Source organism: Amycolatopsis kentuckyensis (assembly GCF_002155975.1).
Classification (GTDB): domain Bacteria; phylum Actinomycetota; class Actinomycetes; order Mycobacteriales; family Pseudonocardiaceae; genus Amycolatopsis; species Amycolatopsis kentuckyensis.
Genome location: NZ_MUMI01000171.1, coordinates 1 through 22,916, shown reverse-complemented (window position 1 = coordinate 22,916; position 22,916 = coordinate 1). Strand labels below are relative to the sequence as shown.

General features: G+C 71.9%; 22 protein-coding genes. 11 read left to right on the top strand and 11 right to left on the bottom strand.

The window, feature by feature from the left end:
- Positions 1–6: 6 nt before the first annotated feature.
- The 8 genes from rpmF to rsmD form a co-directional block, all read right to left on the bottom strand.
- Positions 7–189: a 50S ribosomal protein L32 gene (gene rpmF, locus CCN39_RS17400; RefSeq protein WP_013223689.1), complete on the bottom strand. Its 183-nt coding sequence runs from the start codon at positions 187–189 to the stop codon at positions 7–9.
- 83 nt (positions 190–272) lie between these two features.
- Complete coding sequence (locus CCN39_RS17395) at positions 273–860, bottom strand: YceD family protein (protein ID WP_167455111.1); 588 nt, start codon at positions 858–860, stop codon at positions 273–275.
- A gap of 78 nt (positions 861–938) precedes the next feature.
- Positions 939–1,667: a DivIVA domain-containing protein gene (locus CCN39_RS17390; RefSeq protein ID WP_013223687.1), complete on the bottom strand. Its 729-nt coding sequence runs from the start codon at positions 1,665–1,667 to the stop codon at positions 939–941.
- 113 nt (positions 1,668–1,780) lie between these two features.
- Positions 1,781–2,473: a hypothetical protein gene (locus CCN39_RS17385; RefSeq protein ID WP_086843238.1), complete on the bottom strand. Its 693-nt coding sequence runs from the start codon at positions 2,471–2,473 to the stop codon at positions 1,781–1,783.
- Positions 2,473–2,973, bottom strand: a complete 501-nt coding sequence (locus CCN39_RS17380; RefSeq protein WP_086843236.1) for a SigE family RNA polymerase sigma factor — start codon at positions 2,971–2,973, stop codon at positions 2,473–2,475. The genes CCN39_RS17385 and CCN39_RS17380 overlap by 1 nt, the downstream gene beginning before the upstream one ends.
- A gap of 63 nt (positions 2,974–3,036) precedes the next feature.
- Positions 3,037–3,738: a ribonuclease domain-containing protein gene (locus tag CCN39_RS17375; protein WP_086843234.1), complete on the bottom strand. Its 702-nt coding sequence runs from the start codon at positions 3,736–3,738 to the stop codon at positions 3,037–3,039.
- 142 nt (positions 3,739–3,880) lie between these two features.
- The gene (gene coaD / locus CCN39_RS17370; RefSeq protein WP_086843232.1) at positions 3,881–4,366 is read right to left on the bottom strand and encodes a pantetheine-phosphate adenylyltransferase; all 486 of its coding nucleotides are present in this window, start codon (positions 4,364–4,366) and stop codon (positions 3,881–3,883) included.
- Between the two features lie 43 nt (positions 4,367–4,409).
- A complete protein-coding gene (gene rsmD, locus CCN39_RS17365) occupies positions 4,410–4,970 on the bottom strand; it encodes a 16S rRNA (guanine(966)-N(2))-methyltransferase RsmD (protein ID WP_208630256.1) in 561 nt (186 codons plus the stop codon).
- A 123-nt stretch (positions 4,971–5,093) separates the two neighbouring features.
- Here rsmD and CCN39_RS17360 point away from each other — a divergent pair, with 123 nt between their 5' ends.
- Positions 5,094–7,208: a HelD family protein gene (locus CCN39_RS17360; RefSeq protein ID WP_086843228.1), complete on the top strand. Its 2,115-nt coding sequence runs from the start codon at positions 5,094–5,096 to the stop codon at positions 7,206–7,208.
- A gap of 184 nt (positions 7,209–7,392) precedes the next feature.
- On the opposite strand, the gene CCN39_RS17355 is transcribed toward CCN39_RS17360, so the two are convergent.
- From CCN39_RS17355 to CCN39_RS17345, 3 genes are read right to left on the bottom strand one after another with little or no spacing between them, the layout of a single operon-like run.
- On the bottom strand, positions 7,393–11,184 hold the full coding sequence (locus CCN39_RS17355) for an nSTAND1 domain-containing NTPase (protein WP_434781110.1): 3,792 nt from the start codon (positions 11,182–11,184) through the stop codon (positions 7,393–7,395).
- Between the two features lie 55 nt (positions 11,185–11,239).
- On the bottom strand, positions 11,240–11,710 hold the full coding sequence (locus CCN39_RS17350) for a Clp protease N-terminal domain-containing protein (RefSeq protein WP_086843224.1): 471 nt from the start codon (positions 11,708–11,710) through the stop codon (positions 11,240–11,242).
- 1 nt (position 11,711) lies between these two features.
- On the bottom strand, positions 11,712–11,915 hold the full coding sequence (locus CCN39_RS17345; protein ID WP_086843223.1) for a hypothetical protein: 204 nt from the start codon (positions 11,913–11,915) through the stop codon (positions 11,712–11,714).
- A 58-nt stretch (positions 11,916–11,973) separates the two neighbouring features.
- On the opposite strand from CCN39_RS17345, the gene CCN39_RS17340 reads away from it, so the two are divergent.
- From CCN39_RS17340 to CCN39_RS17295, 10 genes are all read left to right on the top strand, one after another.
- Positions 11,974–13,332, top strand: a complete 1,359-nt coding sequence (locus tag CCN39_RS17340) for an FAD-dependent monooxygenase (RefSeq protein ID WP_086843220.1) — start codon at positions 11,974–11,976, stop codon at positions 13,330–13,332.
- A gap of 8 nt (positions 13,333–13,340) precedes the next feature.
- A complete protein-coding gene (locus CCN39_RS17335) occupies positions 13,341–14,333 on the top strand; it encodes an LLM class flavin-dependent oxidoreductase (protein ID WP_208630255.1) in 993 nt (330 codons plus the stop codon).
- A gap of 475 nt (positions 14,334–14,808) precedes the next feature.
- On the top strand, positions 14,809–15,603 hold the full coding sequence (locus tag CCN39_RS17330) for an MlaE family ABC transporter permease (protein WP_086843216.1): 795 nt from the start codon (positions 14,809–14,811) through the stop codon (positions 15,601–15,603).
- Position 15,604: 1 nt separating this feature from the next.
- The gene (locus tag CCN39_RS17325) at positions 15,605–16,456 is read left to right on the top strand and encodes an MlaE family ABC transporter permease (protein WP_086843213.1); all 852 of its coding nucleotides are present in this window, start codon (positions 15,605–15,607) and stop codon (positions 16,454–16,456) included.
- A complete protein-coding gene (locus CCN39_RS17320) occupies positions 16,453–17,727 on the top strand; it encodes an MCE family protein (protein ID WP_086843211.1) in 1,275 nt (424 codons plus the stop codon). The genes CCN39_RS17325 and CCN39_RS17320 overlap by 4 nt, the downstream gene beginning before the upstream one ends.
- Entirely contained in the window at positions 17,724–18,728 is a 1,005-nt protein-coding gene (locus CCN39_RS17315) for an MCE family protein (RefSeq protein WP_086843209.1), read from the top strand. Before CCN39_RS17320 ends, CCN39_RS17315 begins: the two co-directional genes overlap by 4 nt.
- A complete protein-coding gene (locus CCN39_RS17310) occupies positions 18,725–19,717 on the top strand; it encodes an MCE family protein (RefSeq protein WP_086843207.1) in 993 nt (330 codons plus the stop codon). The genes CCN39_RS17315 and CCN39_RS17310 overlap by 4 nt, the downstream gene beginning before the upstream one ends.
- Positions 19,714–20,748 carry an MCE family protein gene (locus CCN39_RS17305; protein ID WP_086843205.1) on the top strand — a complete coding sequence of 345 codons (1,035 nt, stop codon included), beginning with the start codon at positions 19,714–19,716 and terminating at the stop codon, positions 20,746–20,748. The genes CCN39_RS17310 and CCN39_RS17305 overlap by 4 nt, the downstream gene beginning before the upstream one ends.
- A complete protein-coding gene (locus CCN39_RS17300; protein WP_167455110.1) occupies positions 20,745–21,824 on the top strand; it encodes an MCE family protein in 1,080 nt (359 codons plus the stop codon). The genes CCN39_RS17305 and CCN39_RS17300 overlap by 4 nt, the downstream gene beginning before the upstream one ends.
- The coding region (locus tag CCN39_RS17295; protein ID WP_086843203.1) for an MCE family protein at positions 21,824–22,916 on the top strand (1,093 nt) is incomplete at its 3' end. The genes CCN39_RS17300 and CCN39_RS17295, both read left to right, overlap by 1 nt.

The window sequence follows — 22,916 nt, the reverse complement described above, 5'->3', positions numbered from 1 at the left end:
ACCCGATCAGGCGGGCTCGACGACCTGGCGACCGTTGTGCTGGCCGCACGACGGGCACGCGATGTGCTGGAGCTTCGGCTGCTTGCAGGCGCGGTTGGAGCAGGGCACCAGCTGCACCGGAGCCGCCTTCCACTGGCTGCGGCGGGAGCGCGTGTTGGATCGCGACATCTTCCGCTTCGGGACGGCCACGAGTAGATCTCCTTATGACGGTCTGCTCGCGGTCGTGCGAGCGAACTTTCCTCCGGAACGAGCTGGACGCTCGTCAGGCTTGCTCAGCTGGGCCCGGGCTTTTCGCCCGCGTTCTCGTCGAAGCGCTCGACGAGTGCGGCCCACCGAGGGTCTATCTTCTCATGCCCGTGTCCGGGCTCGAGATCGGCCCACTTGACGCCGCACTCCGTGCAGAGCCCGGCGCAGTCCTCGGTGCACAGCGGCGCCAGCGGCAGGGCCAGCACGACGGCGTCGCGCACGATGGGCTCGAGGTCGATCTTGTCGTCGACCAGCCGGGGGATCTCGTCCTCGTCGGTGGTCTCCTCGGTGGCCGACCCCGGGTAGGCGAACAGCTCCTGGACCTCGACCTCGACCTCTTCGGTCAGCGGGTCGAGGCAGCGGGCGCAGGTGCCCTTCGCGGTGGCCGTGGCGGTGCCGCTGACGAGGACGCCTTCGACGACGGACTCGAGGAGCAGGTCCAGTGCCAGCTCGGAGCCGGCTTCGATGGTGATGACGTCGGGGACGCCGAGCGGCGTCTCCACCGGCACGCTGCGCGTGATCGCGCGGCTGAGGCCGGCGTGACGGCCGAGCTCACGGGTGTCGATCACCCAGGGGCTGCGGTCGTCGAGCTGGGGGGTCTTGTTCTCGGACATCCAGTCCAGAGTACGCACGGGTCGCCACCCCTTTTGAGCAGGGACGGCGCGCGGGGTGGCCGAAGGGCGAGAGGCTCGTCACACCTGGTAGTCGTAGAGCGTCGGCCGCCCGCCCGAACTCGGCAGGTTCGCCGGCGAGCGCAGGTGGTTCCGTCCCGAATCCACCGTCCGCAGCGTCGTGGCCAGCAGCTCCGAGAACTCCGCCAGCTTCCCGTCCACGTACGCGTCGCAGTCCGCGCGCTGCCGGTCCGCCTCCGCGTGGGCCTCGTCCACGATCCGGGCCGACTCCGCGTGGGCCGCCTGGACCACCTCGGTCTGGGCCACCAGCCGGGCCTGCTCGGCCCGGCCGTCCTCGATCGCCCGGTCGTAGGCGTCGCGGCCCGCCTGGATCATGCGCTCGGACTCAGCGCGGGAGCGGTCGGTGAGGTTCTGGTACTCCGCCTGGCCCGCCGCCACCGTGCGGTCGGCCTGGTCGTGCGCGTCGGCGAGCATCTGCTCGGCCCGGGCGCGCGCGTCGGCGAGGATGCGCTCCGCTTCGTCCGTCGCGTCGGCGATCGCGCGCTCGGCCTCGGCGTTCGCGCCCGCCACCGTTTCGCCCGCTTCCTTGCGGGCCGCGTGGATCAGGTCGTCGCGCTTGTCGAGGACGTCCTGGGCGTCGTCGATCTCCGCCGGCAGTGCGTCGCGGACGTCGTCGAGGAGTTCCAGCACGTCACCCCGGGGCACGACGCAGCTGGCCGTCATCGGGACGCCGCGCGCCTCCTCGACGATGGTCACGAGCTCGTCGAGCGCCTCGAAAACCCGGTACACGGCAACTCCAATCCCCTGTCGCTGTGGACCAGTCTGCCCGCATCGGGCGCGGAAGCGGTGAACGCGACCGGCGCCGGGCGTGTCCCCCTGGACCACGCCCGGCGCCGGAGCCGCTACCGCAGCACGAACGCCGGATCGGTGATCAGCTGCACGAACTGTTCCTCGGTCAGCGACAGCCCCGGATAGCCGCGGATCGTCACGGTCGAGCCGTCCGGGCGGTACAGGAACCCCTGGTCGACCCACTGCACGATGACGCCGGGGCTGGTCTCGGAGCCCAGCCAGGAGATCCTCAGCTCCAGGCCGCCGGGCAGCGACCGCCGGGTGCAGTGCAGCGGCGTGACGGAATCGGAGCAGGCCCGGTCGGGCGGCACGACCTGCTGGGCGGTCCGTGGGCCGCGGACCGTCAGCTGCAGGAATCCCCGCACGCCGGCCGCGTCGACGAGCTGGGCCGACGTGCTCATCCGGTCCGGGGTGAGGGCGTCGGAGTACGACTGGCCCACGGTCAGGCTCTGCCGCCCGGGCACCACCCGGACGAGGGCAGCGTCGAACGCCCGGTTGATCCGCGCCTGTTCGGCGGGCGACGGCGGCAGGAGCGGGGCCGCGGGCTGCGCCGGGGCCGGTCCGGGGCCGAAGAGGGCCGCGGCCGCCACGGAGGCGACCGCGACGGCCACGATCGCGATCCCGGCCGTGCGCTTCCGGACGTGCCGGACGTGCCGGGCCGCGCGGTCGGCGACCTCGTCCGGGTCGAAGCCGAGCGGCGGTTCGGGGACCTCCACCTCGCGCAGGCGGGTTTCGAGGTCGGTCATCACACGCTCCTCTCCGCGCTGTGCTCGAGCACGCCCCGGAGGGTCTCGAGCCCGCGGGCGGCCTGGCTCCGGACGGTTCCCTCCGAGCAGCGCAGCACTTCCGCGACCTCCGCCGCCGGCAGGTCGGCGCAGTACCGGAGGACGACGGCCGCGCGCTGCTTCGGCGGGACTTCGGCGAGGGCGCGCAGGAGCGGGCCGGAAATCCCGGTCTCGGGCGCCGCGGCCGGCCGGTCCGGCACGATGCCGTCACGGCGTTCGCGACGCCGCCACGGCCGCCGGGACTCGTCGAGCCAGCAGCGCAGCAGGACCTGGCGAGCGTAGTTGTCGACGGGCCCCCGCCGGGTGATCTTCGGCCAGACCCGGTACAGCTTGACCAGGGCGTTCTGGACCAGGTCCTCCGCGAGGTGCCAGTCGCCGCAGAGCAGGTACGCCGTGCGTCTCAGCACGAGGGCGCGCGCCCGGGCGAACTCCCGGAAGTCCGCGTCGTCCGCAGCCCGCATCGCGCCTCCTCGTCCGTCTTCCCGTGTACCTCACGGACGAGGGGGCGCGGCGCGTTGCACGGATCAGGAATTCAGGTCGATCCGCTTGAAAGTGGCGTAGCGGTCGGGCGTGTAGGCCAGCTCGCCCGCCTTGCCGGAGATCACGCGGTCGTTGGTGCCGACGGCGAACAGCTGGTAATAGCCGGCCGCGCAGGCCGGGAGCACGCCTTCGCGGTTCTCGTACGTCGTCCCCGTCGAAGCGCCGTTCCGCACGTTGTTCACGACGGTCTTCGCCGCCGACGACAGCTGCGAGTAGCCGATCTTCGCCAGGCCGGACAGGTCGCCGCAGGCGTGCGTCGTGCCGCCGCCGACGTCGATGACCTTGAAGGTCGCGTAGTGGTCGCCGGTGTAGAAGTACTCGCCCGCGCTGCCGGTCACGATGCGGCGCGTGCCGCGCGTGCTCGAGCCCGGCGTCGGCACCGTGTACTCGTGGTAGTAGCCCGACGCGCAGGCCGGGAGGATGCCCTCACGGTTGTCGAAGACGACGCCGTCGTTCTTCGGGTACGGGAACGGCCCGCCCGTCTGGATCAGGTTGTACGTCGTCGTCGCTTCGGCCGGGAGCGCCGAGAGCGTCGTGTGCGAGAAGCCGGACAGGTTCCCGCAGGAGTTCTGCGCGACGACCGCCGGGGAGGCCGAGGAAGCCGCGGAGGCGGCGGTGACCCCGGCGAACAGCGTGGCCAGGAGCGCGAAGAGGACCGCGACCAGGCGTGATCGGTAGTTGGTCATTTTCGGACCGTAACCCGATCGAATGATCGTCAGGAGACGTCGACGTGAACTCCCGCACCACCGGGCCGAAGTCCCGACGATCGAAGGGGGCCGAACGACGGGAACCGGACACCGGCGGCTCCGATGTGGACGCCGTGGGAGGTCAGCGCCCGAGCTTGGGGAACTTCTGCGAAAGCCGCTCGTAGACGATCGGCGGGACGAGGTGCTCGATGTCCCCCCCGAGCGCGGCGACCTCCTTGACCAGCGAGCTGGACACGAAGCCGTACGCCGGGTTGTTCGCCATCAGCAGCGTCTCGACGCCGGTGAGCTCGCGGTTCATCTGCGCCATCTGCAGCTCGTAGTCGAAGTCGCTGACCGAGCGCAGGCCCTTGGCGACCGCCGCGATGTCGTTGTCGCGGCAGTAGTCGACCAGCAGGCCCTCCCACGAGTCGATCCGCACGTTCGGCAGCTTCGCGGTGATCTCGCGAAGCATGTCGAGCCGTTCGGAGACCTCGAAGAGCCCCTTCTTCGACCGGTTGACCCCCACCGCGACGACGACCTCGTCGAACAGCACGCTGGCCCGTTCGATGATGTCGAGGTGGCCGTTGGTGGCCGGGTCGTAGGAACCGGGACAGACCGCACGCCGCATGGCGCGGACGCTACCGTGCCGCACCCGGTCTCCGCCGCGTGGTTCACGCCACAGCCGTGAACTCCGCCCAGAACACGGCCGTGTCGCCGTACTTCTTCGCGCGCGTCGGCTCGAAGCCCGGCGGCCAGTCCGGCTCGCCGTCGCGGGCGGCGCGCTCGATCACCACCAGGGCCGACGGCCCCAGCCAGCCGCCCGTGGCCAGCGCGGCCAGGACGGACCCGAGCGCGGCCGCGTCCACGGCGTACGGCGGGTCGGCCAGCACGAGGTCGTACGCGGCGGGCGCGGGCGCCGCGACGACCGCTTCGACCTGCCCGGCGCGGACCGTGCCGCCCAGGCCCAGCGCCGCGACGTTGCCGCGCAGGACGTCCACCGCCCGCCGGTCGGACTCCACGAACAGCGCGTCCGCCGCGCCCCGGGAGAGGGCTTCGAGGCCGAGCGCGCCGGAGCCGGCGTAGAGGTCGAGGACGCGGGCGCCGTCCAGCTCGCCCGCCGTCTCCAGGGCGTTGAACAGGGCTTCCCGCACGCGTTCCGACGTCGGCCGGGTGCCCTTCGGCGGCACCTTCAGCCGCCGTCCGCCCGCCGTCCCGGCCACGATCCTGGTCACCCCCCGATTGTGGGGGACGGCACGCGGCCCGGATGACCGGGACACGGGTGTCCCCGCCCGGGCCACCGCGTAGAGTCGTTCTTCGCCCTCGGAGGCGATCCCAAAGCTGTCAAGGAGCCATGCGTGTCCGAACCTCGGGTCAGACGGGCCGAGATCGCCATCGAGCAAGCCCACGTCGATCGCGTGTACACCCGTCTGGACGAACTGCGGGTCCAGGCCGAGGCCATGCGGACGAAGGGCTACGAGATCGGCCAGGGAGCGCAGCGCGAGGCGATCTTCGAGCAGGCGTCGATGCTGTTCGAGCGCGACATGATGGTCTACCACGCCAACCAGACGCTGCAGACGCTCGACGCCGAGTACGAAGGCCTCGTCTTCGGCCGGCTCGACGACCGCGAGGGAGAACGCACCTACGTCGGCAGGCTGGGCATCCGGGACGCCGAGTTCGACAACCTCGTGACCGACTGGCGCGCGCCCGCCGCGGCGGCGTTCTACCAGGCCACGGCCGAGGAACCGATGGACGTCGTGCGGCGGCGCGTGATCCGCTGCTCCGGCCAGAACGTCCTCGACGTCGACGACGACGTCCTGATCGCCGACGCCGTCCCCGAGGACATGCAGATCGTCGGCGAAGGCGCGCTGATGGCCGCGCTGGGGCGTTCGCGCGGCGAGAAGATGCGCGACATCGTCGCGACCATCCAGAAGGAACAGGACGAGGTCATCCGGGCGCCGTGGCGCGGGGTCACCGAGATCACCGGCGGCCCGGGCACCGGCAAGACCGCGGTCGCGCTGCACCGCGCGGCCTACCTGCTGTACCGCTACCGGCGTCAGCTCGGCGGGGCCGGTGTGCTGGTCATCGGGCCGTCCGGGGTGTTCACCAGCTACATCTCGCGGGTCCTCCCCTCCATGGGTGAGACGAACGTCGAGCTGCGCGCGCTCGGCGAGGTCCTCGACGGCCTGGAGGCGACGCGGCAGGACGCGGCGCCGCTCGCCGCCGTCAAGGGATCGCTGCGGATGCGGAAGGTGCTGCTCCGGGCGCTGCGGGACACCCCGCCGGAGGCGCCCGAGGAGATGCGGATCGTCTACCGCGGCGAAGTCCTCAAGCTGAACGCGCGCGAGCTGGAGAAGGTGCGCCGCAAGGCCCACACGCAGGGCGCGCCGCCGAACCGGTCGCGGATCCGGGCGGCCGAGCTGCTGCTGGACGCCCTCGCCGCGAAGGCCGAGGAGCACGCGAAGGACGACGGCAGGCAGCTCGACCGCGCCGAGCTGGTCACCGACCTGGGCGAGCGGATCGACTTCCACCGCTTCCTGGTCGTCTGGTGGCCGGTGCTGTACCCGGCGCAGATCCTCAAGTGGCTGGGCGACGAGAAGCGGCTGGCCTCGTCGGCGAAGGGCGTCCTGAACCGCCAGGAGATCTCGATGCTGGCCGCGGACTTCGCGGACCGGTCGCGGGGCTGGTCGATCGCGGACGTGGCGCTGCTGGACGAGCTGCGCGTCCTGGTCGGGCCGGAGCCGAAGCGCAAGCGGCGCCAGGTGATCGAGGTCGAGCCGCAGCGCTCGGGCGGGGCGCCGACGCGGCCGGAGCACTACGACGAGTACTCGCACGTGGTCGTCGACGAGTCGCAGGACCTGTCGCCGATGCAGTGGCGGATGGTCGGCCGGCGCGGCAAGTACGCGAGCTGGACGGTCGTCGGCGACCCGGTGCAGAGCTCGTGGCCGGACCCGGCGGAGGCGGCTTCGGCGCGGGACCAGGCGTTCGGCGTCAAGACGGCCCGGCGCCGGTTCACGCTGCGCACGAACTACCGGAACTCGGCGGAGATCTTCGACCTGGCCGCGAAGGTCGTGGCCGGGCACGCGGAGTCCGGCGAGCTGCCGGTGGCGGTCCGCCGCACCGGGGTGGAGCCGGAGGTCCGCCCGGTCGAGGCGGCGGGCTTGGCGGCCGCGACGCAGGCGGCGGTGAAGGAACTGCTGGGCGCGGTGGAGGGCACGGTCGGCGTCATCACGGCGATGGACCGGGTCCCGGAGGTCGCGGGCTGGCTGTCGGGGCAGGCGGACGAGCGGCTGAAGGTCGTGGGCAGCCTGGACTCGAAGGGCCTGGAGTACGACGCGGTGGTCCTGGTCGAGCCGAACGACCTGATCACCGAGTCGACGACCGGGCGGCGGGTGCTGTACGTGGCGCTGACCCGGGCGACGCAGCAGCTGATCGTGCTCGCCTCGAACCCGGACTGGATCCCGGCCGCCTGACCCGGAAAAACGCTGAAGGGCCCCTTCGCGGAGCGGGTGGCGGGTTCCCGTGTCCTCGAAGGAGCCCTTCAGACCCCCGGTGAAATGAACGTCGTGGGACGACATCGTCCGAGGGCATGTCTAGTCGATCCGGGTTGTTCGGTGTCCGCGCTCGCGCACCGAACAACAACGCCGAACAACCCGGTCAGGGGCAGGGCGGGGTGTAATCGAGGTCCGGGAAGCTTTCGCTCCACTCAGTCTCGCTGATCCGGGGTGACACCGCCGCGCAGATCCGTTCGGCCGCCCGGTCGGGATCACCTTCCCAGAAGCGCACCGAGCCGTCCGCGCCGCCGCCGGCCAGGGTGTGGCCGTTCGGCGCGTACTGCGCGACGTAGACGCGGTCGCGTTGCTCCGGCAGCACCGCGTACGGCGCCGCCGCGGCCACGTCCCACAGCCGGATCGTGCGGTCGTAGCTGCCGGACGCCAGCGTCCGGCCGTCGCCGCTGAAGGACACCGACATGGCGACGTCCGCGTGGCCGTCCAGGACCGCCGGGGGCGGCACGCGCGCCGGGTCCGTGACGTCCCAGAGGCGGACCGTGCGGTCGGCGCTCGCCGTGGCGACGTGCCTGCCGTCGGGGCTGTAGGCGACCGAGAAGATCGTGTCCGTGTGCCCCGCCAGCTTCGCGAGCGGCCGCGGGGCCCGGGGCGCCGAGATGTCCCAGAGCCGCGCGGTGTGGTCCCAGCCCGCCGTGGCGAGCGTCCGGCCGTCGGGGCTGAAGGCGAGGGTGTGGACGTCGTCGTCGTGGCCCTCGAGCTTCGCGATCTCGACCGGCCGGGTGCGGTCGGTCAGGTCCCACAGCCGGGCCGTGTGGCCGTCGCCCGCGGTGGCGAGCAGCCGGCCGTCCGGGCTGAAGGCGACCGCGTCGACGTCGTCGTGAAGCCGGTTGAACACCACCGGCGGCCCGGGCTCGGCCGGGTCGGTGATGTCCCGCAGCGTCATCGTGTGGTCCCAGCTGCCGGTGGCCAGGGTGCGGCCGTCCGGGCTGATGGCGACGCCGCAGACCGCGTCGCCGAAGCCGCCGATCGTGGCCAGCGCCCGCGGCGCGCGCGGGTCGGTGAGGTCGTGCAGCCGCACGGTTTCGTCGTAGCCGCCGGAGGCCAGCAGCTTGCCCCCGGTGCCGAAGGCGACGTGGCAGGTCTGGGCCGTGTGCGCGGGGATGCCGGGGCCGGGCAGGTCCCAGAGCCGGGCGGACTGGTCGTCGCTGGCCGTGGCGAGGGTGCGGCCGTCGCGGGTGAACACCGCGGAGACGACCGCGCCGGTGTGCCCGGGCAGGGACTGCAGCTCGCGGGGCTGCCGCGGGTCGGCGACGTCCCACAGCCGGGCCGTGCGGTCGAAGCCGGTGGTCGCGAGGGTGCGCCCGTCGGCGGCGAACGCCACCGAGCGCACGGTCGCCTTGTGCGTGGTGAGCGACGCCAGCGGCGCCGGGTGGGCCGGGTCGGCGATGTCCCACAGCCGCGCGGTCTGGTCCTGGCTCGCCGTGGCGAGGACGGGCCCGCCGGGGCGGAACGCGACCGAGTGCACGACGTCGGTGTGCCCGGCCACGACGCCGAGCTGCGTGCGCGAAGCGACGTCCCAGATGCGCGCGGTCTTGTCGGCCGACGCGGAGGCGAGCAGCCGGCCGTCGCCGCTGAAGGCGAGGTTGTTGACGTAGGAGGTGTGCCCGGTCAGCTCCCCCGACGGCCGCGGGTGCGCGGGGTCGGTCGTGTCGTAGAACCGGATCGTGCCCTTGACGTCGGCGGTCGCCAGCAGCGGCCCGGCCGGGCTGAAGGCGACCGCGTAGGCCTTGCCCTCGTGCCGCTCGATCGTCGTGCCGGGCCCCGGCCGCGCCGGGTCGGCGACGTCCCAGACGCGGACGGTGCCGTCGAAGCCCGCGGTGGCGACTGTCCGGCCGTCGGCCGCGAAGGCGACGTTGTTCACGTTGCCCTCGTGCCCGGCGAGCACGCCCAACGGCACCGGGTGGTGCGGGTCGCGGACGTCCCAGAGCCGGGCCGTCCCGTCCCAGCTGGCCGTGGCGATGACCTGCCCGTCCGGGCGGAGGGCGACGGTGTTGACCCGGCCGGTGTGCCCGGTGAGCCGGGTCGCGTACGGCGAGCCGAACATGCCGAGCAGGCCGCTGCGCTCCTCGGCGCCGGGATCCAGGCGGTACGCGGCGAGCGCGAGCTGCGCGGCGAGCGCGGGGTTGGTGGCGCGCATGGCCAGCGCCTGGCCGGCGACCTTCTGCGCGAGCGCGTTGTTGCGCTGCTCGGTGGCCGTGGACTCGGCGCGCACGGCGTAGACGGTGGCGGCCACGGCGAAGACCAGCAGCACCGCGAGCAGGGCGACCAGCTGGCGCAGCCGGCGGGTGCGGCGGCGGTCCTGTTCCTGTTCGGCGTGTTCGACGGCGAGGCTCGCGTCGAGGAACCGCCGTTCCCGCTGGGACAGCGCCGAGTCCTGGCGCGCGGCCCACTCCCGGGCGATGGCCAGCCGGGTGCCGCGGTAGAGCCAGCCGGGGTCTTCGTCGACGGACTCCCAGGCGCCGGTCGCCTCGGTGAGCTGCCGGTGGACGCGCAGGCCTTCGCGGTCTTCGGTGAGCCACTCGCGCAGCCGCGGCCAGCCGCGGATGAGGGCTTCGTGGGCGATGTCGATGCCGGTCTCGTCGAGGGTGACCAGCCGGGCCGCGGCCAGCTCGCCGAGGACGACGGTGGTGTCCTCGTCGTCGGCGTCGAGCTCGGCGCGGCCGATGCGCCGCTTGGTGTCCTCGGTCCCTTCGCCGAGCGCGGTCATCCGCAGGAAGATCTGCCGCGCCAGCCGCTGCTGGCGCAGGGAGAGCTTCGCGAAGGTGCCTTCGGACGTCTGCGCGATGGCCCGCTCGATGCCGCCGGTCGACTCGTACCCGGCGAGGGTCAGCGTGGTGCCGCGGCGCCGCCGCCACGTCTCCAGCAGCGCGTGCGAAAGCAGGGGCAGCACGCCGGGCTGGCCGGTGGCGTCCGCGACGAGCCGGGAGACGAGGGCCGTCTCGACGCGGTACCCGGTGTCGACGGCGGGCCGCGAGATCGCCTGCCGGAGTTCCTCGGTCGTCATCGGGCCGACCAGGATCTGGGCGTCCTGCATGGCCTCGGCGAGCTCGGCGTGCCGCGCGCAGTGGGTGTAGAAGTCGGTGCGGATGCCGAGGACCACCCGGGTGCGGCTGCCGGGTTCGGTGGTCGCGGTGACGAGCGCGTCGAGGAAGCGGGCCCGCTCCTGGTCGTCCTGGCAGAGGGTGAAGACCTCCTCGAACTGGTCGACCACCAGCACGACGTCCTCGTCCTCGCCCTCGGCCAGCTGACGGCCGGCAAGCCCGAGGTTGCGCGGGTGCGCGGCGAAGTCGTCGAGCAGGGCGCCCGGTGCGACCCCGAGCGCGGCGGCGAACTTGACCGCGCACTCCTGCAGCGGCCGGTGCCCCGGGGTGAGCAGCACGACCGGCCCCTTCACCGACGGCAGCAGACCGGCCCGCAGCAGGGACGACTTCCCCGAGCCGGACGCGCCGAGTACGGCGAGAAAACGTTGTCTCGCGAGTCGTTCGACAAGTTTTTCGACGAGCCGTTCGCGGCCGAAGAATCGGCCCGCGTCGGCCGGGGTGAAAGCGGCGAGCCCGACGTACGGCGGAATTTCGCCGGATTCCGGCTCCGGCGGTGAATCGGCACCCTCGGCGCGCGACTCTTCGGCGACGGCGTGCCAGCGTTCCTCCCATTCCCCCGGCACCCCGCCACAGGCCCGGACGTAGGCCAAGGTGACCGCCAGGCTGGGAAGTTTCCGCCCACCGGCGGCTTCCGACAGCGTCCCGGCCGAGTAGTGCGCCCGCCGCCCGAGCTCGCGGTAGGTCGGATTCCCGGCGCTCTCGCGCAACCGCCGGAGATCGGCGGCGAATTCGATCAGCAGATCGTCTCCGGGATCCAAGGGGCGCTCGGGACGCGGCAACCGGTCCTCCTGTTGTTCATTTTCCGATTCGCCCACCGTAGCCAATCCCGCGAGTTCACGGAGGCGAATCCAGCTGCCGGCGAACAGCTTCGGCATCCACGCCCAGTTCGACCAGCAGATCGGCCGCCGGATCGGGCGGCGTCAGCTTCACGAGCACCCGCAGCAGCCGCACTGGATCCCGTGGCCGCGGTGTCCCGCGGATCGCCTCGTTGACGACCGCGCGGGCCCCGGACGTCAGCGCGCCCGGGGTCAGCTTTCCGCGCCGCATCGGGACTTCGGCCGGGCGGAGGCCTTCGACCTCGATGCCGAGCGCCGCCAGGGCCGCCCGGTCCAGGCGGTCCAGGGCCGCGCGGGCTTCGGCCAGGCCGGTGCCGAGCGAGCGCGCGCTGTCCGGGTCGTGCAGCAGGCCGAGCAGCAGGTGTTCGGTGCCGAGCCGCCGGTCGCCGCGGCGGCGGGACTCCGCCAGGGCCGCCGTCACCACCGCGGCGAACGGGCTCTTGGCGATCATCCGGTCGAGCACGAGCACCTCATTTCCCGTACTTCGCGTGCACGGACTGGCGGGCGACGCCGAGCGCGTCCCCGATCTGCTCCCACGACCAGCCTTGCCCGCGCGCGTGCGCGACGGCCGCCGCTTCGACCTGCTCGGCGAGCCGGTGCAGGGCCCCCACCGCCCGCAACGCCACCGCCGGGTCCGTTTCCGAGACGCGTCCCGAAAGCTCTTCCGCTTCCACGGTGTGTCAGTCTAGCCTGACATGGTCGTCAGTTTGAACTGACAGCGGGGAGAGTGTCATGGAGATCGCGGTGATCGGAGCGGGCCCGGTGGGCCTGATGCTGGCGGCGGAGCTGCGGCTCGGCGGGGCCGAGGTGGTGGTGTTCGACCGGCGGGCCGCGCCGGACGAGCGGCCGCGGGCGAACGGGCTCGTCGGCCGGATCGTCGAGCAGCTCGACCACCGGGGGCTCCTGGACCGGTTCCGGGCCGAGGCCGCGTTCACCGGCCCCTTCCCCGGCCTCCCGTTCGGGCCGGTGCCGCTGACCACGCCCGTGCCCGGGCTGATGCTGCAGCAGCCGCGGATGGAGGCGCTGCTGACCGAGCGCGCCCGCGAACTCGGCGCCGAAATCCGGCGTGGGCACGAACTCGTCGATCTCGGCACCGTGCGCGGCCCGGACGGCGAACACCGCCTGGACGCGCGGTACGTCGTCGGCTGCGACGGCGCGCACAGCCGGGTCCGCGAGCTGGCCGGCATCGGGTTCCCCGGCACCACCGACGGCGAGCTGATGCGCCTCGGGCACTTCCGCGGCACCCTTCCGCTGTTCGGCTCCGGGCTGGCGCGCGGCTGGAACCGCCGTCCCGGCGGCCGCGTGCTGGTGACGTCGCTGACGCCCGGCGTGGTGATCGCCGGCGTCCGCGAGGTGGCCCCCGAGCCGGCCGGCGAACCGACGCTGGCGGAGTTCCGCGACGCCGTGAAGCGGGTGCTCGGCACCGATCTGCCGCTCGGCGAACCGCTCTGGCTGTCGCGGACGACGAGTTCGGCGCGGCTCGCCGACCGGTACCGGGCCGGGCGCGTGCTCCTGGCCGGCGACGCCGCACACGTCTTTCCCGCCGGCGGGTCTTCGCTCAACGTCGGACTGCTCGACGCGGTCAACCTCGGCTGGAAGCTCGCCGCCGTCGTGCGCGGTTCGGCGCCGGAAAGCCTCCTCGACAGCTACCACAGCGAGCGGCGCCCGGTGGCGGCGCGGACGTTGACGCAGACCCGCGTCCAAGCCCTGCTCGACCGCCTGACCGGCGAGGACGGCGACGCCCTGCGGACGCTCTTCGGCGAGCTGGCCGCGTTTCCCGAGGCGACCCGGCACCTGGGCGAGCTCCTGCGGGACGCCGACGAACTGCCGTACGTGCCCGACCTGCCGCTGACGGTCGGCGGCGAGCCGACCCGGGTGGCGGAGATCATGCGGGCCGCGCGGACCGTGCTGTTCGACTTCGCCGACCGCGCCGACCTGCGGGAAGCCGCGGCGCCGGGCGTGAAGATCGTCACAGCCGCCTGCCCGGACGCCCCGGCCGACGCGCTGCTCGTGCGTCCGGACGGCGTCGTGACCTTCCGCGGCGGTGATCCGGCGGCGCTGCGGGAAGCAATGGCGGCACCGGGGCGTTGACCCCGGTTGTGAGCTCACTGCCTGACGTGCCGCTGTCCGTGCTCGACCTGTCCCCCGTTTCGGAGGGGAACACCGTCGGCGAGACACTGCGCAACACCCTGGACCTCGCCCGCGCCGCGGAACGGCTGGGCTACCACCGCTACTGGCTGGCCGAGCACCACAACATGCCCGGCATCGCCAGCTCGGCCACCGTCGTGCTGATCGGGCACGTCGCCGACGCCACCGAGCGCATCCGCGTCGGCTCGGGCGGGATCATGCTGCCCAACCACGCGCCGCTGGTGGTCGCCGAGCAGTTCGGCACCCTGGAGGCGTTCCACCCCGGCCGGATCGACCTCGGCATCGGCCGCGCGCCCGGCACCGACCAGCGAACGGCGCTGGCGCTGCGCGGCCCGGGCGGGCTGTCCGCGGAGAACTTCCCGGAGCACCTGCAGGAGCTGATCGGCTACTTCACCCACTCGGAGGCCCGCGGGGTCAACGCGGTGGTGGCCGAGGGCAACCAGCCGCCGGTGTGGCTGCTCGGCTCGAGCGGCTTCAGCGCCCAGCTGGCCGGACGGCTCGGGCTGCCGTTCTCCTTCGCGCACCACTTCGCCGCCGAGAACACGATCCCGGCCGTGCAGCTGTACCGCGAGAACTTCCGGCCCGGCGTGCTCGACGAGCCGTATGTGATGCTCGGCGTGTCCGTGGTCGCCGCCGAAACGGACGAGCGCGCCCGCTTCCTGGCCGGCCCGAGCGCGCTGACGTTCCTCAGCCTCCGCCGCGGCCGCCCGATCGCGATGCCGACACCGGAAGAGGCCGCGGAGTACCCGTACACCGAGATGGACCGCGCGTTCCTGGCCGAGCGCTTCGGCTCCAGCATCATCGGCTCGCCGGAAACCGTCCACAAGGGACTAGAGCAGCTCCTCGCCGACACCGGCGCGGACGAGCTGATGGTCACCACGATGGTCCACGGCCACGCCGACCGCGTCCGCTCCTACGAACTCCTCGCCGCCCTCAAGTCCTGACGTGCCCGAAGGGTCGGCACGCGTGATTCGAGGGTCGGCACGCGTGATGGAAGGGTCGACACGGCGCCGCCCAGGCTCCGCGGCGTGTCGTCTCCGCAATCACGCGTGCCGGCTCCCCGATCACGCGTGCCGGCTCCTCCAGCACGCGAGCCCGGTGCGCGGGAATTGACAAACCGGCGGGCATCGTCAAGCCGGGGTGCGGCCGGGAGGTAAGTTTCTTTTCCTCCGCTGACAACAAGATCGGGTCCGTTTGTCAGCGCCGGACAAGAAATGTGGGGTTACCAGCCCGTGACCCCGTGATCCTGCTCAAGTTCTTGTCTCCCAGCAAGGCCGTCGTTAGCGTACCGACCAGTAGGAAACGGCACGGTACCCCCGAGACCGTGAATGGCCGGAATTTGTTACCCCATTCGGACCATTTCCCCTTGGTCAATTCGGGCGTATTCGTCGTGCCGCCGAAACCGCTGGAGGCACACGAATGGCCGAACGGACGACGACGGCGTCGTTCCCGGGGGCGGCCGCACTGCGGCAGACCGGCCGGCTCTACGGGCTCGGTTTCGACGTCGTCCGGCTGACCTTCCGCCGCCCGTTCCAGGTACGCGAGCTGATCCAGCAGTTCTGGTTCATCGCGAGCGTGTCGATCCTGCCGACCGCGCTGGTCTCGATCCCGTTCGGCGCGGTGATCGCGCTGCACATCGGCTCGCTGACCACGCAGATCGGCGCGCAGTCGTTCACCGGCGCGGCGAGCGTGCTGGCGATCATCCAGCAGGCCAGCCCGATCGTGACGGCGCTGCTCATCGCCGGCGCCGGCGGCAGCGCGATGTGCGCCGACCTCGGCTCCCGCACCATCCGCGAAGAGATCGACGCGATGGAGGTGCTCGGTGTCTCGCCGGTCCAGCGGCTCATCGTGCCGCGGGTGCTCGCCGCGATGGGGGTCGCGGTCTTCCTCAACGGCATGGTCAGCGTCGTCGGCGTGCTCGGCGGCTACTTCTTCAACGTGATCATGCAGCACGGCACCCCGGGCGCCTACCTGGCCAGCTTCTCCGCGCTGGCCCAGCTGCCGGACCTGTGGATCAGCGAGATCAAGGCCCTCATCTTCGGCTTCGTCGCCGGGGTGGTCGCCTCCTACCGCGGCCTCAACCCCAAGGGCGGCCCGAAGGGTGTCGGCGACGCGGTCAACCAGTCCGTGGTCATCACGTTCCTGCTGCTGTTCGTGCTGAACCTGATCCTCACCACCGTCTACCTGCAACTCGTGCCGCCCAAGGGGAGCTGAAGTGACGACCACGGACCTCCCGAGAACAGCTCGGGTACGCGAGGCCGTCGACCGCCGGTTCGGCTTCCTCGACACGCTCGGCGACCAGATCCTCTTCTTCCTCCGCGCGATCGCCTGGACCCCGCGGGCCCTGCACCGCTACCTGCGCGAGGTCGTCCGCCTGCTGGCCGAGGTCAGCTTCGGCAGCGGCGCGCTGGCCGTCATCGGCGGCACGATCGGCGTGATGATCGGGATGACCGTCGCCACCGGAACGGTCGTCGGCCTCCAGGGCTACTCCGCGCTCAACCAGGTCGGGACGTCGGCGTTCGCCGGGTTCGTCTCCGCCTACTTCAACACGCGCGAAATCGCGCCGCTGGTCAGCGGGCTCGCGCTGAGCGCCACGGTCGGCTGCGGCTTCACCGCCCAGCTCGGCGCGATGCGGATCTCCGAGGAGATCGACGCCCTCGAGGTCATGGGCATCCCCAGCGTCCCGTACCTGGTGACGACCCGGGTGATCGCCGGCTTCCTCGCCGTCATCCCGCTCTACGCGATCGGGCTGCTGTCGAGCTACCTCGCTTCGCGTGAGGTCACGGTGCTGTTCTTCGGCCAGTCCGCGGGCACCTACGACCACTACTTCCTGCTGTTCCTGCCGCCCGGCGACGTGCTGTGGTCGTTCGGGAAGGTCCTGGTGTTCAGCGTCGTGGTGGTCATGGCGCACTGCTACTACGGCTTCCGCGCGAGCGGCGGCCCGGCCGGTGTCGGCGTCGCGGTGGGCCGCGCGGTGCGCACCGCGATCGTCGCGATCAGCGTCCTCGACTTCTTCCTGTCCCTGGCGATCTGGGGCGCGACGACGACCGTGCAGGTGGCCGGATGAGACGCGAAACCCGCCACAAGGCCGGGGTCCGCACCGCGGGTGTGCTGTTCCTGGTGGTGATGGGCGTCCTCGTGACGCTGTCCATCAAGGTGTACGACAAGGACTTCGTCACCACGGTCCCGGTGACGCTCAAGGCGAGCCGCATCGGCAACCAGCTCTCCCCGGGCGGCCAGGTCAAGGCCCGCGGCGTGCTCGTCGGCGAGATCCGCGACGTCCGGGCGACGCCGCAGGGCGCCGAGATAGCGCTTGCTCTCGAACCGGGCAAGGTGGACATGCTGCCCCGCAACGTCTCCGCGCTGCTCGTGCCGAAGACGCTGTTCGGCGAACGGTACGTCCAGCTGTCCATCCCGGACGGCGAGCGGGCCCCGCACCTGGTCGCCGGCGACGTCATCGAGCAGGACCGGTCGGCCAACGCGGTCGAGCTGGAACGGGTCTTCGACAACCTGCTGCCGGTCCTGCAGGCGGTCCAGCCGCAGAAGCTGGCCACGACGCTGACCGCGGTCTCGACGGCGCTGGAGGGACGCGGCGAGCAGCTCGGGAAGACCATCGGCGCCGCCTCGGACTACCTCAAGGAGTTCAACCCCGACCTCCCGCAGCTCACCTCGGACATCCGGGACCTGGCCGGAGTTTCCCGGCTCTACGGCGACATCGCGCCCGACCTGCTGGACGCGCTCACCGACTCCGCGGTCACGCTCGGCACGGTCAAGGAGAAACAGGCCGACCTGGCCGGGGTGTACCAGCAGGTGACGTCGTCGTCGCAGGAGATTTCCACCTTCCTGGCCAACAACCGGGACAACCTCATCTCCCTGGCCGCCGACAGCCGTGCGCCGCTGGAGATCGCGGCGAAGTACTCCCCCAGCTTCGCCTGCACGATCGGCTCGCTCAACGCACTGAGGAAATCCATGGACAAGGTGCTCGGCGCGGGCACGAACGAACCGGGCATGCACGCCGAGGTCGCGGTCGTCCCCGACAGCGGCCAGTACCTGCCCGGCCGGGACGACCCGCGCTTCACCGGCGGCGGCGAGCCGCGGTGCTACCCCTCGGGTGTTTCCCCGACGATCGGCACCGCCGCGGCGGCCCCGGGCACCACCGGGCACCCCCTGCTCACCGGCGGGCAGGGTGACCTCGGGCTCGCGAACTCGCCGCAGGAGCAGCAGCTGCTGTCCACGCTGGTCGCGCCGTCGATCGGGGTGCCGACGGCCGAGGTCCCGGCCTGGAGCAGCGTGCTCGTCGGCCCGCTCTTCCGCGGCACGGAGGTGACGCTCAAGTGAGGAACATCGCCGCCCCGCTGATCAAGAGCCTCGTCTTCATCGCCGTCACGGCACTGGCGACGGCCCTGCTGGCCATCTCCATCACGAACTCCGGCGTCGGCGCCGCCGAGCGCTACACGGCCAAGTTCCTCGACGCCACCTCGCTCAACGTCGGCGACGACGTGCGCATCTCCGGTGTCCGCGTCGGCCAGGTCGAGTCCCTCGACATCGGCGACCGCAACCGGGCGGTGGTCGGGTTCTCCCTCGACCAGGGCCGGCGGCTGCCCGCCGACGTCCGCGCGGTCATCAAGTACCGCAACATGGTCGGCCAGCGGTACGTCGCCCTGGAACGCGGGAACACCGCCACCCGGGAGCAGCTGCCCGAGGGCGCCGAGATCCCGCTGGACCGCACGACACCCGCGCTGGACCTCACCGATCTCTTCAACGGCTTCAAACCGCTGTTCCAGGCGCTGTCGCCGAACGACGTCAACGAGCTCTCCGGCGAGATCGTCCAGGTGCTGCAGGGCGAAGGCGGCACCGTCGAGAGCCTCCTGCAGCACACCGGTTCGCTGACCACCACGCTCGCCGGACGCGACAAGGTGATCGGCGAGGTGATCGGGAACCTCAACACCGTGCTCAAGACGGTCAACGGCAAGGGCGACGCGCTCACGAACCTCGTCTCCACCCTGCGCCGGCTGGTGTCCGGGCTGGCCGGCGACCGCGCGGCCATCGGCGACGCGATCAGCGGGATCGGCGCGCTGACCGAGTCCACCGCCGGGCTGTTCGAGCAGGCCCGGCCGCCGCTGAAGGACAGCATCGCCGGCCTGAAGGACGTCGCGGGCACGCTGGCCCAGAACCAGTCCGATGTGGACAGCTTCCTGACCAACCTGCCGGTGAAGTTCAACGAGATCGGCCGGACCGCCACCTACGGCTCGTGGATGAACTTCTTCCTCTGCCGCGCCACGCTCGAAACCACGCCCCCGCGCGGCGTGTTCGTCCCCACGCCGAGGTGCGAATCGTGAAGTCCTTCAAGGAGCGCAACCCGATCGTCATGGGCGTGATCGGCAGCGTCGCGCTGGCCGCGCTGCTGACCGTGACGCTCAACTACGACAACCTCCCGGTCGTCGGCGGCGGCACCACCTACGAGGCCGAGTTCTCCGAAGCCGCCGGCCTGCAGCAGGACGACGAGGTCCGGATCGCCGGCATCAAGGTCGGCGAGGTCCGGCGGGTGCAGCTGGCCGACGACCACGTCCTCGTGTCCTTCCGGGTCAAGAACGCCTGGATCGGCGACCGCACGTCCGCCGAGATCAAGATCAAGACGTTGCTGGGCCGCAAGTTCCTCGCGCTGAACCCCACCGGCGACGCCGTCCAGGACCCGGACCGGCCGATCCCCCGGAGCCGGACGGTCACGCCCTACGACGTCACCGACGCCTTCAACGGCCTCGCCGACACCGTGGGCGCGATCGACACCAAGCAGCTCGCGGACAGCTTCACCACGCTGTCGGACACCTTCCGCAATTCCCCCGAGCACGTGCGCAGCGCCCTCGACGGGCTGTCCCAGCTGTCGAAGACGGTGTCGAGCCGGGACAGCCAGATCGCCGAACTGCTCGCCAACGCCCGGAAGCTGACCACGACGCTGGCGAACTCGAACGACGACTTCGAGAAGCTGATCGGCGACGGCAACCTCCTGCTCACCGAGCTGAACAGCCGCCGCGACGCGATCCGGGACCTGCTCGACGGCTCGGCGCGGCTGGCCGACCAGCTCAGCGGGCTGGTGCGGGACAACACCGACGCGCTGAAGCCGGCCCTGCAATCGCTCAACCAGGTCACCGACCTGCTCAAGCGGCAGGACGCCAACCTCACCAGGGGCCTGCAGCTGGCCGGCCCGTACTTCCGGGTGCTCACCAACACGACCGGCAACGGTCGCTGGATCGACGCCTACCTCTGCGGGCTGCTGCCCGAGAACCACGACCCCTGCACCCCGCCGAAGAACCCGGGAGGGGCCAAGTGAGTGCGCTGACCACAACCCGCGCCGGCGTCCTGGCGAGCCGGTTCGTCGCCGCCGCCCTGCTGCTCGCCCTCGTCGTCTCGGCGGCGCTGTGGTGGGTGTTCTCCGGCTCCGGCCAGCACCACGTCACGGCGTACTTCACGCGCGCGGTCGGCGTCTACCCCGGTTCGGACGTCCGCGTGCTCGGCGTCCGGATCGGCCAGGTCGACAAGGTGACCCCGCGCGGCGACCAGGTGCAGGTGGACCTGAGCGTCGACGGCTCGGTCGGCGTTGCCGAGGACACCACGCTCCTGGTGATCGCCCCCAGCGTCGTCGCCGACCGGTACCTGCAGTTCGCCAAGCCGGCCCGCGGCGGGCCGCGGCTGCCGGACGGGGCGACGATCCCGATCCAGCGGACGGCCACCCCGGTGGAGCTCGACCAGCTCTACGCCAGCCTCGACACGATTTCGAAGGCACTCGGCCCGAACGGCGCCAACTCCCAGGGCGCGCTTTCCGACCTGCTGAAGACCGGCGCGCAGACCCTGCAGGGCAACGGCCGCGCGTTCAACGACAGCGTCCGCAACTTCGCCCAGCTGGCCCGCACGCTGGCCGGCAACTCGAGCGACCTGTTCGGCACGGTCAGCGAACTCCAGCAGTTCACCACCATGCTGGCCACCAACGACGGCCAGGTGAGCAACGTCAACCAGCAGCTGGCGCAGATCTCCGGCACCCTCGCCGCCAACAGCGGCGACCTGGCCAAGGCCCTCGAAGGCCTCGGCCGCGCGCTCGCCGACGTCCAGGCGTTCATCCGCGACAACCGGGGCGCACTCAAGGCCAATGTGGACAACCTGGTGACGACCACGCGGACCCTCGTCGAGCAGCGCGCGTCGCTGGCCGAAACGCTCGACGACGTCCCGCTCGCGGTGACCAACGTGCTCAACGCGGTCGACCCGGCCACCGGCCGGCTGCTCGGCCGCGGCAACTTCGACTACTACCTCCAGCCGCTGCCGTTGCCGGTCACCGGCGACGTGTACACGAACGGAGGCGGCCGATGAAACGCATCGTCGCGGCCGTGGCCGTCGGGTGCCTGACGCTCGCCGGCTGCTCGGCGGGGGAGTTCAAGGGCGTCTACGACCTGCCCCTGCCGGGCGGCGCCGACGTCGGCGACCACCCGTACTCGGTGACCGTGCAGTTCGCCGACGTGCTCGACCTGGTGCCGCAGGCCGCGGTGAAGGTCGGGGACGTCCCGGTCGGCCGGGTGCGGGAAGTCCGGCTGGGCGGGGACGGCTGGACGGCCGAAACGGTCCTGGAGGTCAACGGCGACGTCGTGCTGCCCGCCAACGCGGTCGCGCGGCTGCGCCAGTCCAGCCTCCTCGGCGAGAAGTTCGTCGAGCTGGCCCCACCGGACGCGGACACGAAGACCGCGGGCAGCGGACGGCTGGCGAACGGCGCCACGATCACCCTGGACCGCACCAACCGCAACCCCGAGTTCGAAGAGATCTTCGGCGCCCTTTCCCTGCTGCTCAACGGCGGCGGGATCGGGCAGCTGCAGACGATCAACCGTGAACTGTCGAAGGTGATGGACGGCAACGAAGAACAGATCCGGTCGTTCCTCTCCGGGGTGAACACCCTGGTGACCGACCTGGACGCGCACCGCTCGGACATCACCGAAGCGCTCGACGGGCTGAACCGCCTGTCGGCCACGCTGGCGAACCGCCACGAGCAGGTCTCCGGGGCGCTGACCGACCTGACGCCCGGGTTGCAGACGCTCACCGAGCAGCGCACGCAGCTGGTGTCGATGCTGCAGGCGCTGGACCGGCTCGGCACGGTGGCCACCGACGTCGTCGACCGCACCCGCGACGACATGGTCGCCGACCTGCGTGCGCTCGCCCCGATCCTGGGGCAGCTGGCCGCGGCCGGGCAGGACCTGCCGCAGTCGCTGCAGATGCTGCCGACGTTCCCGTTCCCGGATTCGGTGCTCGGCGCGATCAAGGGCGACTACGTCAACGCCTACGCCTCGATGATCCCGGCACCCGGTGTGCCGCTGCCCCCGCCCGGCCAGGGTGTCCCGCCCGGCCTGCCGACGCTTCCGCTGCCGAGCAGCGGGACCCGGGTCTCCGGAGGCAGCTGATGCTGAGCCGCAGAGTACGCGTCCAGGTCGTCCTGTTCGTCGTGATCGCCCTGGCCACGACCGCGTTCGTCGGCGCCAACTACGCCGGGCTGGGCCGGCTGTTCGGCTCCGGCAGCTACACGGTGAAGCTCGAGCTCGCCGAGGGCGGCGGGCTGTTCACCAACGGCGAGGTGACCTACCGCGGGGTCGCCGTCGGCCGGGTCGGCGAGCTGCGGCTCACCGTCACCGGCATGGAGGCGGACCTGCTGATCGACGACGCGGCCCCGCCGATCCCGGCGGACTCGCGGGCCGTGGTGGCGAACCGCTCGGCGGTCGGCGAGCAGTACGTCGACCTGCAGCCGCGCACGGCCAACGCGCCCTACCTCGACGGCAGCTCGGTCATCCGGCGCGAGTCGACGACGCTGCCGCTGCCGGTGAACAACCTGCTGACGGACCTGGACTCGTTCACCGCGTCGGTGCCGACCCAGGACCTGCGCACGGTGGTGAACGAGCTCGACGACGCCCTGCGCGGCACCGGCCCGGACCTCCAGACGCTGATGGACTCGGCGACGACGTTCACCCAGGAGGCGGGCAGCCACCTGCCGCAGACGTCGAAGCTGATCGACGACGGCGCGACGGTGCTGCGGACGCAGCTCGGGTCGTCGGCGGAGTGGCGTTCGTTCAGCAGCAACGCCAAGGTGTTCGCCCAGCAGCTGGCGAACTCCGACGGCGACCTGCGGCGCCTGATCGCGACCGCCCCGCCGGCGGCGTCCGAGCTCGGCGGGCTGCTCAAGGAGAACGACCCGGGCCTGCCGATCCTGCTGGCCAACCTGCTGACGACGGCGCGCGTGTTCGGCACCCGCACCGAAGCGGAACAGCAGTTCTTCGCCGACACCCCGAGGGCGGTGGCGGCGGTGGGTTCGGCGCTGAACGACTCCGGCGACGCGCTGCGGATGGGGCTGGTGCTGAACTTCAACGGCCCGCCGCCGTGCACCCAGGGCTACGAGGACACGCCGCACCGGCCGAGCAACGACCTCTCGCCGTTGCCGTTCAACACCGACGCGGCCTGCACGCTGCCGTACGGGAACCCGTCGTCGGTGCGCGGGGCGCAGA

What these genes read in the sequence shown, in the direction of transcription:
- CCN39_RS17320 (WP_086843211.1), top strand. Translation starts at nt 16,453, where the DNA reads ATGAGACGCGAAACCCGCCACAAGGCCGGGGTCCGCACCGCGGGTGTG.
- CCN39_RS17330 (WP_086843216.1), top strand. Translation starts at nt 14,809, where the DNA reads ATGGCCGAACGGACGACGACGGCGTCGTTCCCGGGGGCGGCCGCACTG.
- CCN39_RS17300 (WP_167455110.1), top strand. Translation starts at nt 20,745, where the DNA reads ATGAAACGCATCGTCGCGGCCGTGGCCGTCGGGTGCCTGACGCTCGCC.
- CCN39_RS17385 (WP_086843238.1), bottom strand. Translation starts at nt 2,473, where the DNA reads ATGACCGACCTCGAAACCCGCCTGCGCGAGGTGGAGGTCCCCGAACCG.
- coaD (WP_086843232.1), bottom strand. Translation starts at nt 4,366, where the DNA reads ATGCGGCGTGCGGTCTGTCCCGGTTCCTACGACCCGGCCACCAACGGC.
- CCN39_RS17380 (WP_086843236.1), bottom strand. Translation starts at nt 2,973, where the DNA reads ATGCGGGCTGCGGACGACGCGGACTTCCGGGAGTTCGCCCGGGCGCGC.
- CCN39_RS17340 (WP_086843220.1), top strand. Translation starts at nt 11,974, where the DNA reads ATGGAGATCGCGGTGATCGGAGCGGGCCCGGTGGGCCTGATGCTGGCG.
- CCN39_RS17395 (WP_167455111.1), bottom strand. Translation starts at nt 860, where the DNA reads ATGTCCGAGAACAAGACCCCCCAGCTCGACGACCGCAGCCCCTGGGTG.
- CCN39_RS17375 (WP_086843234.1), bottom strand. Translation starts at nt 3,738, where the DNA reads ATGACCAACTACCGATCACGCCTGGTCGCGGTCCTCTTCGCGCTCCTG.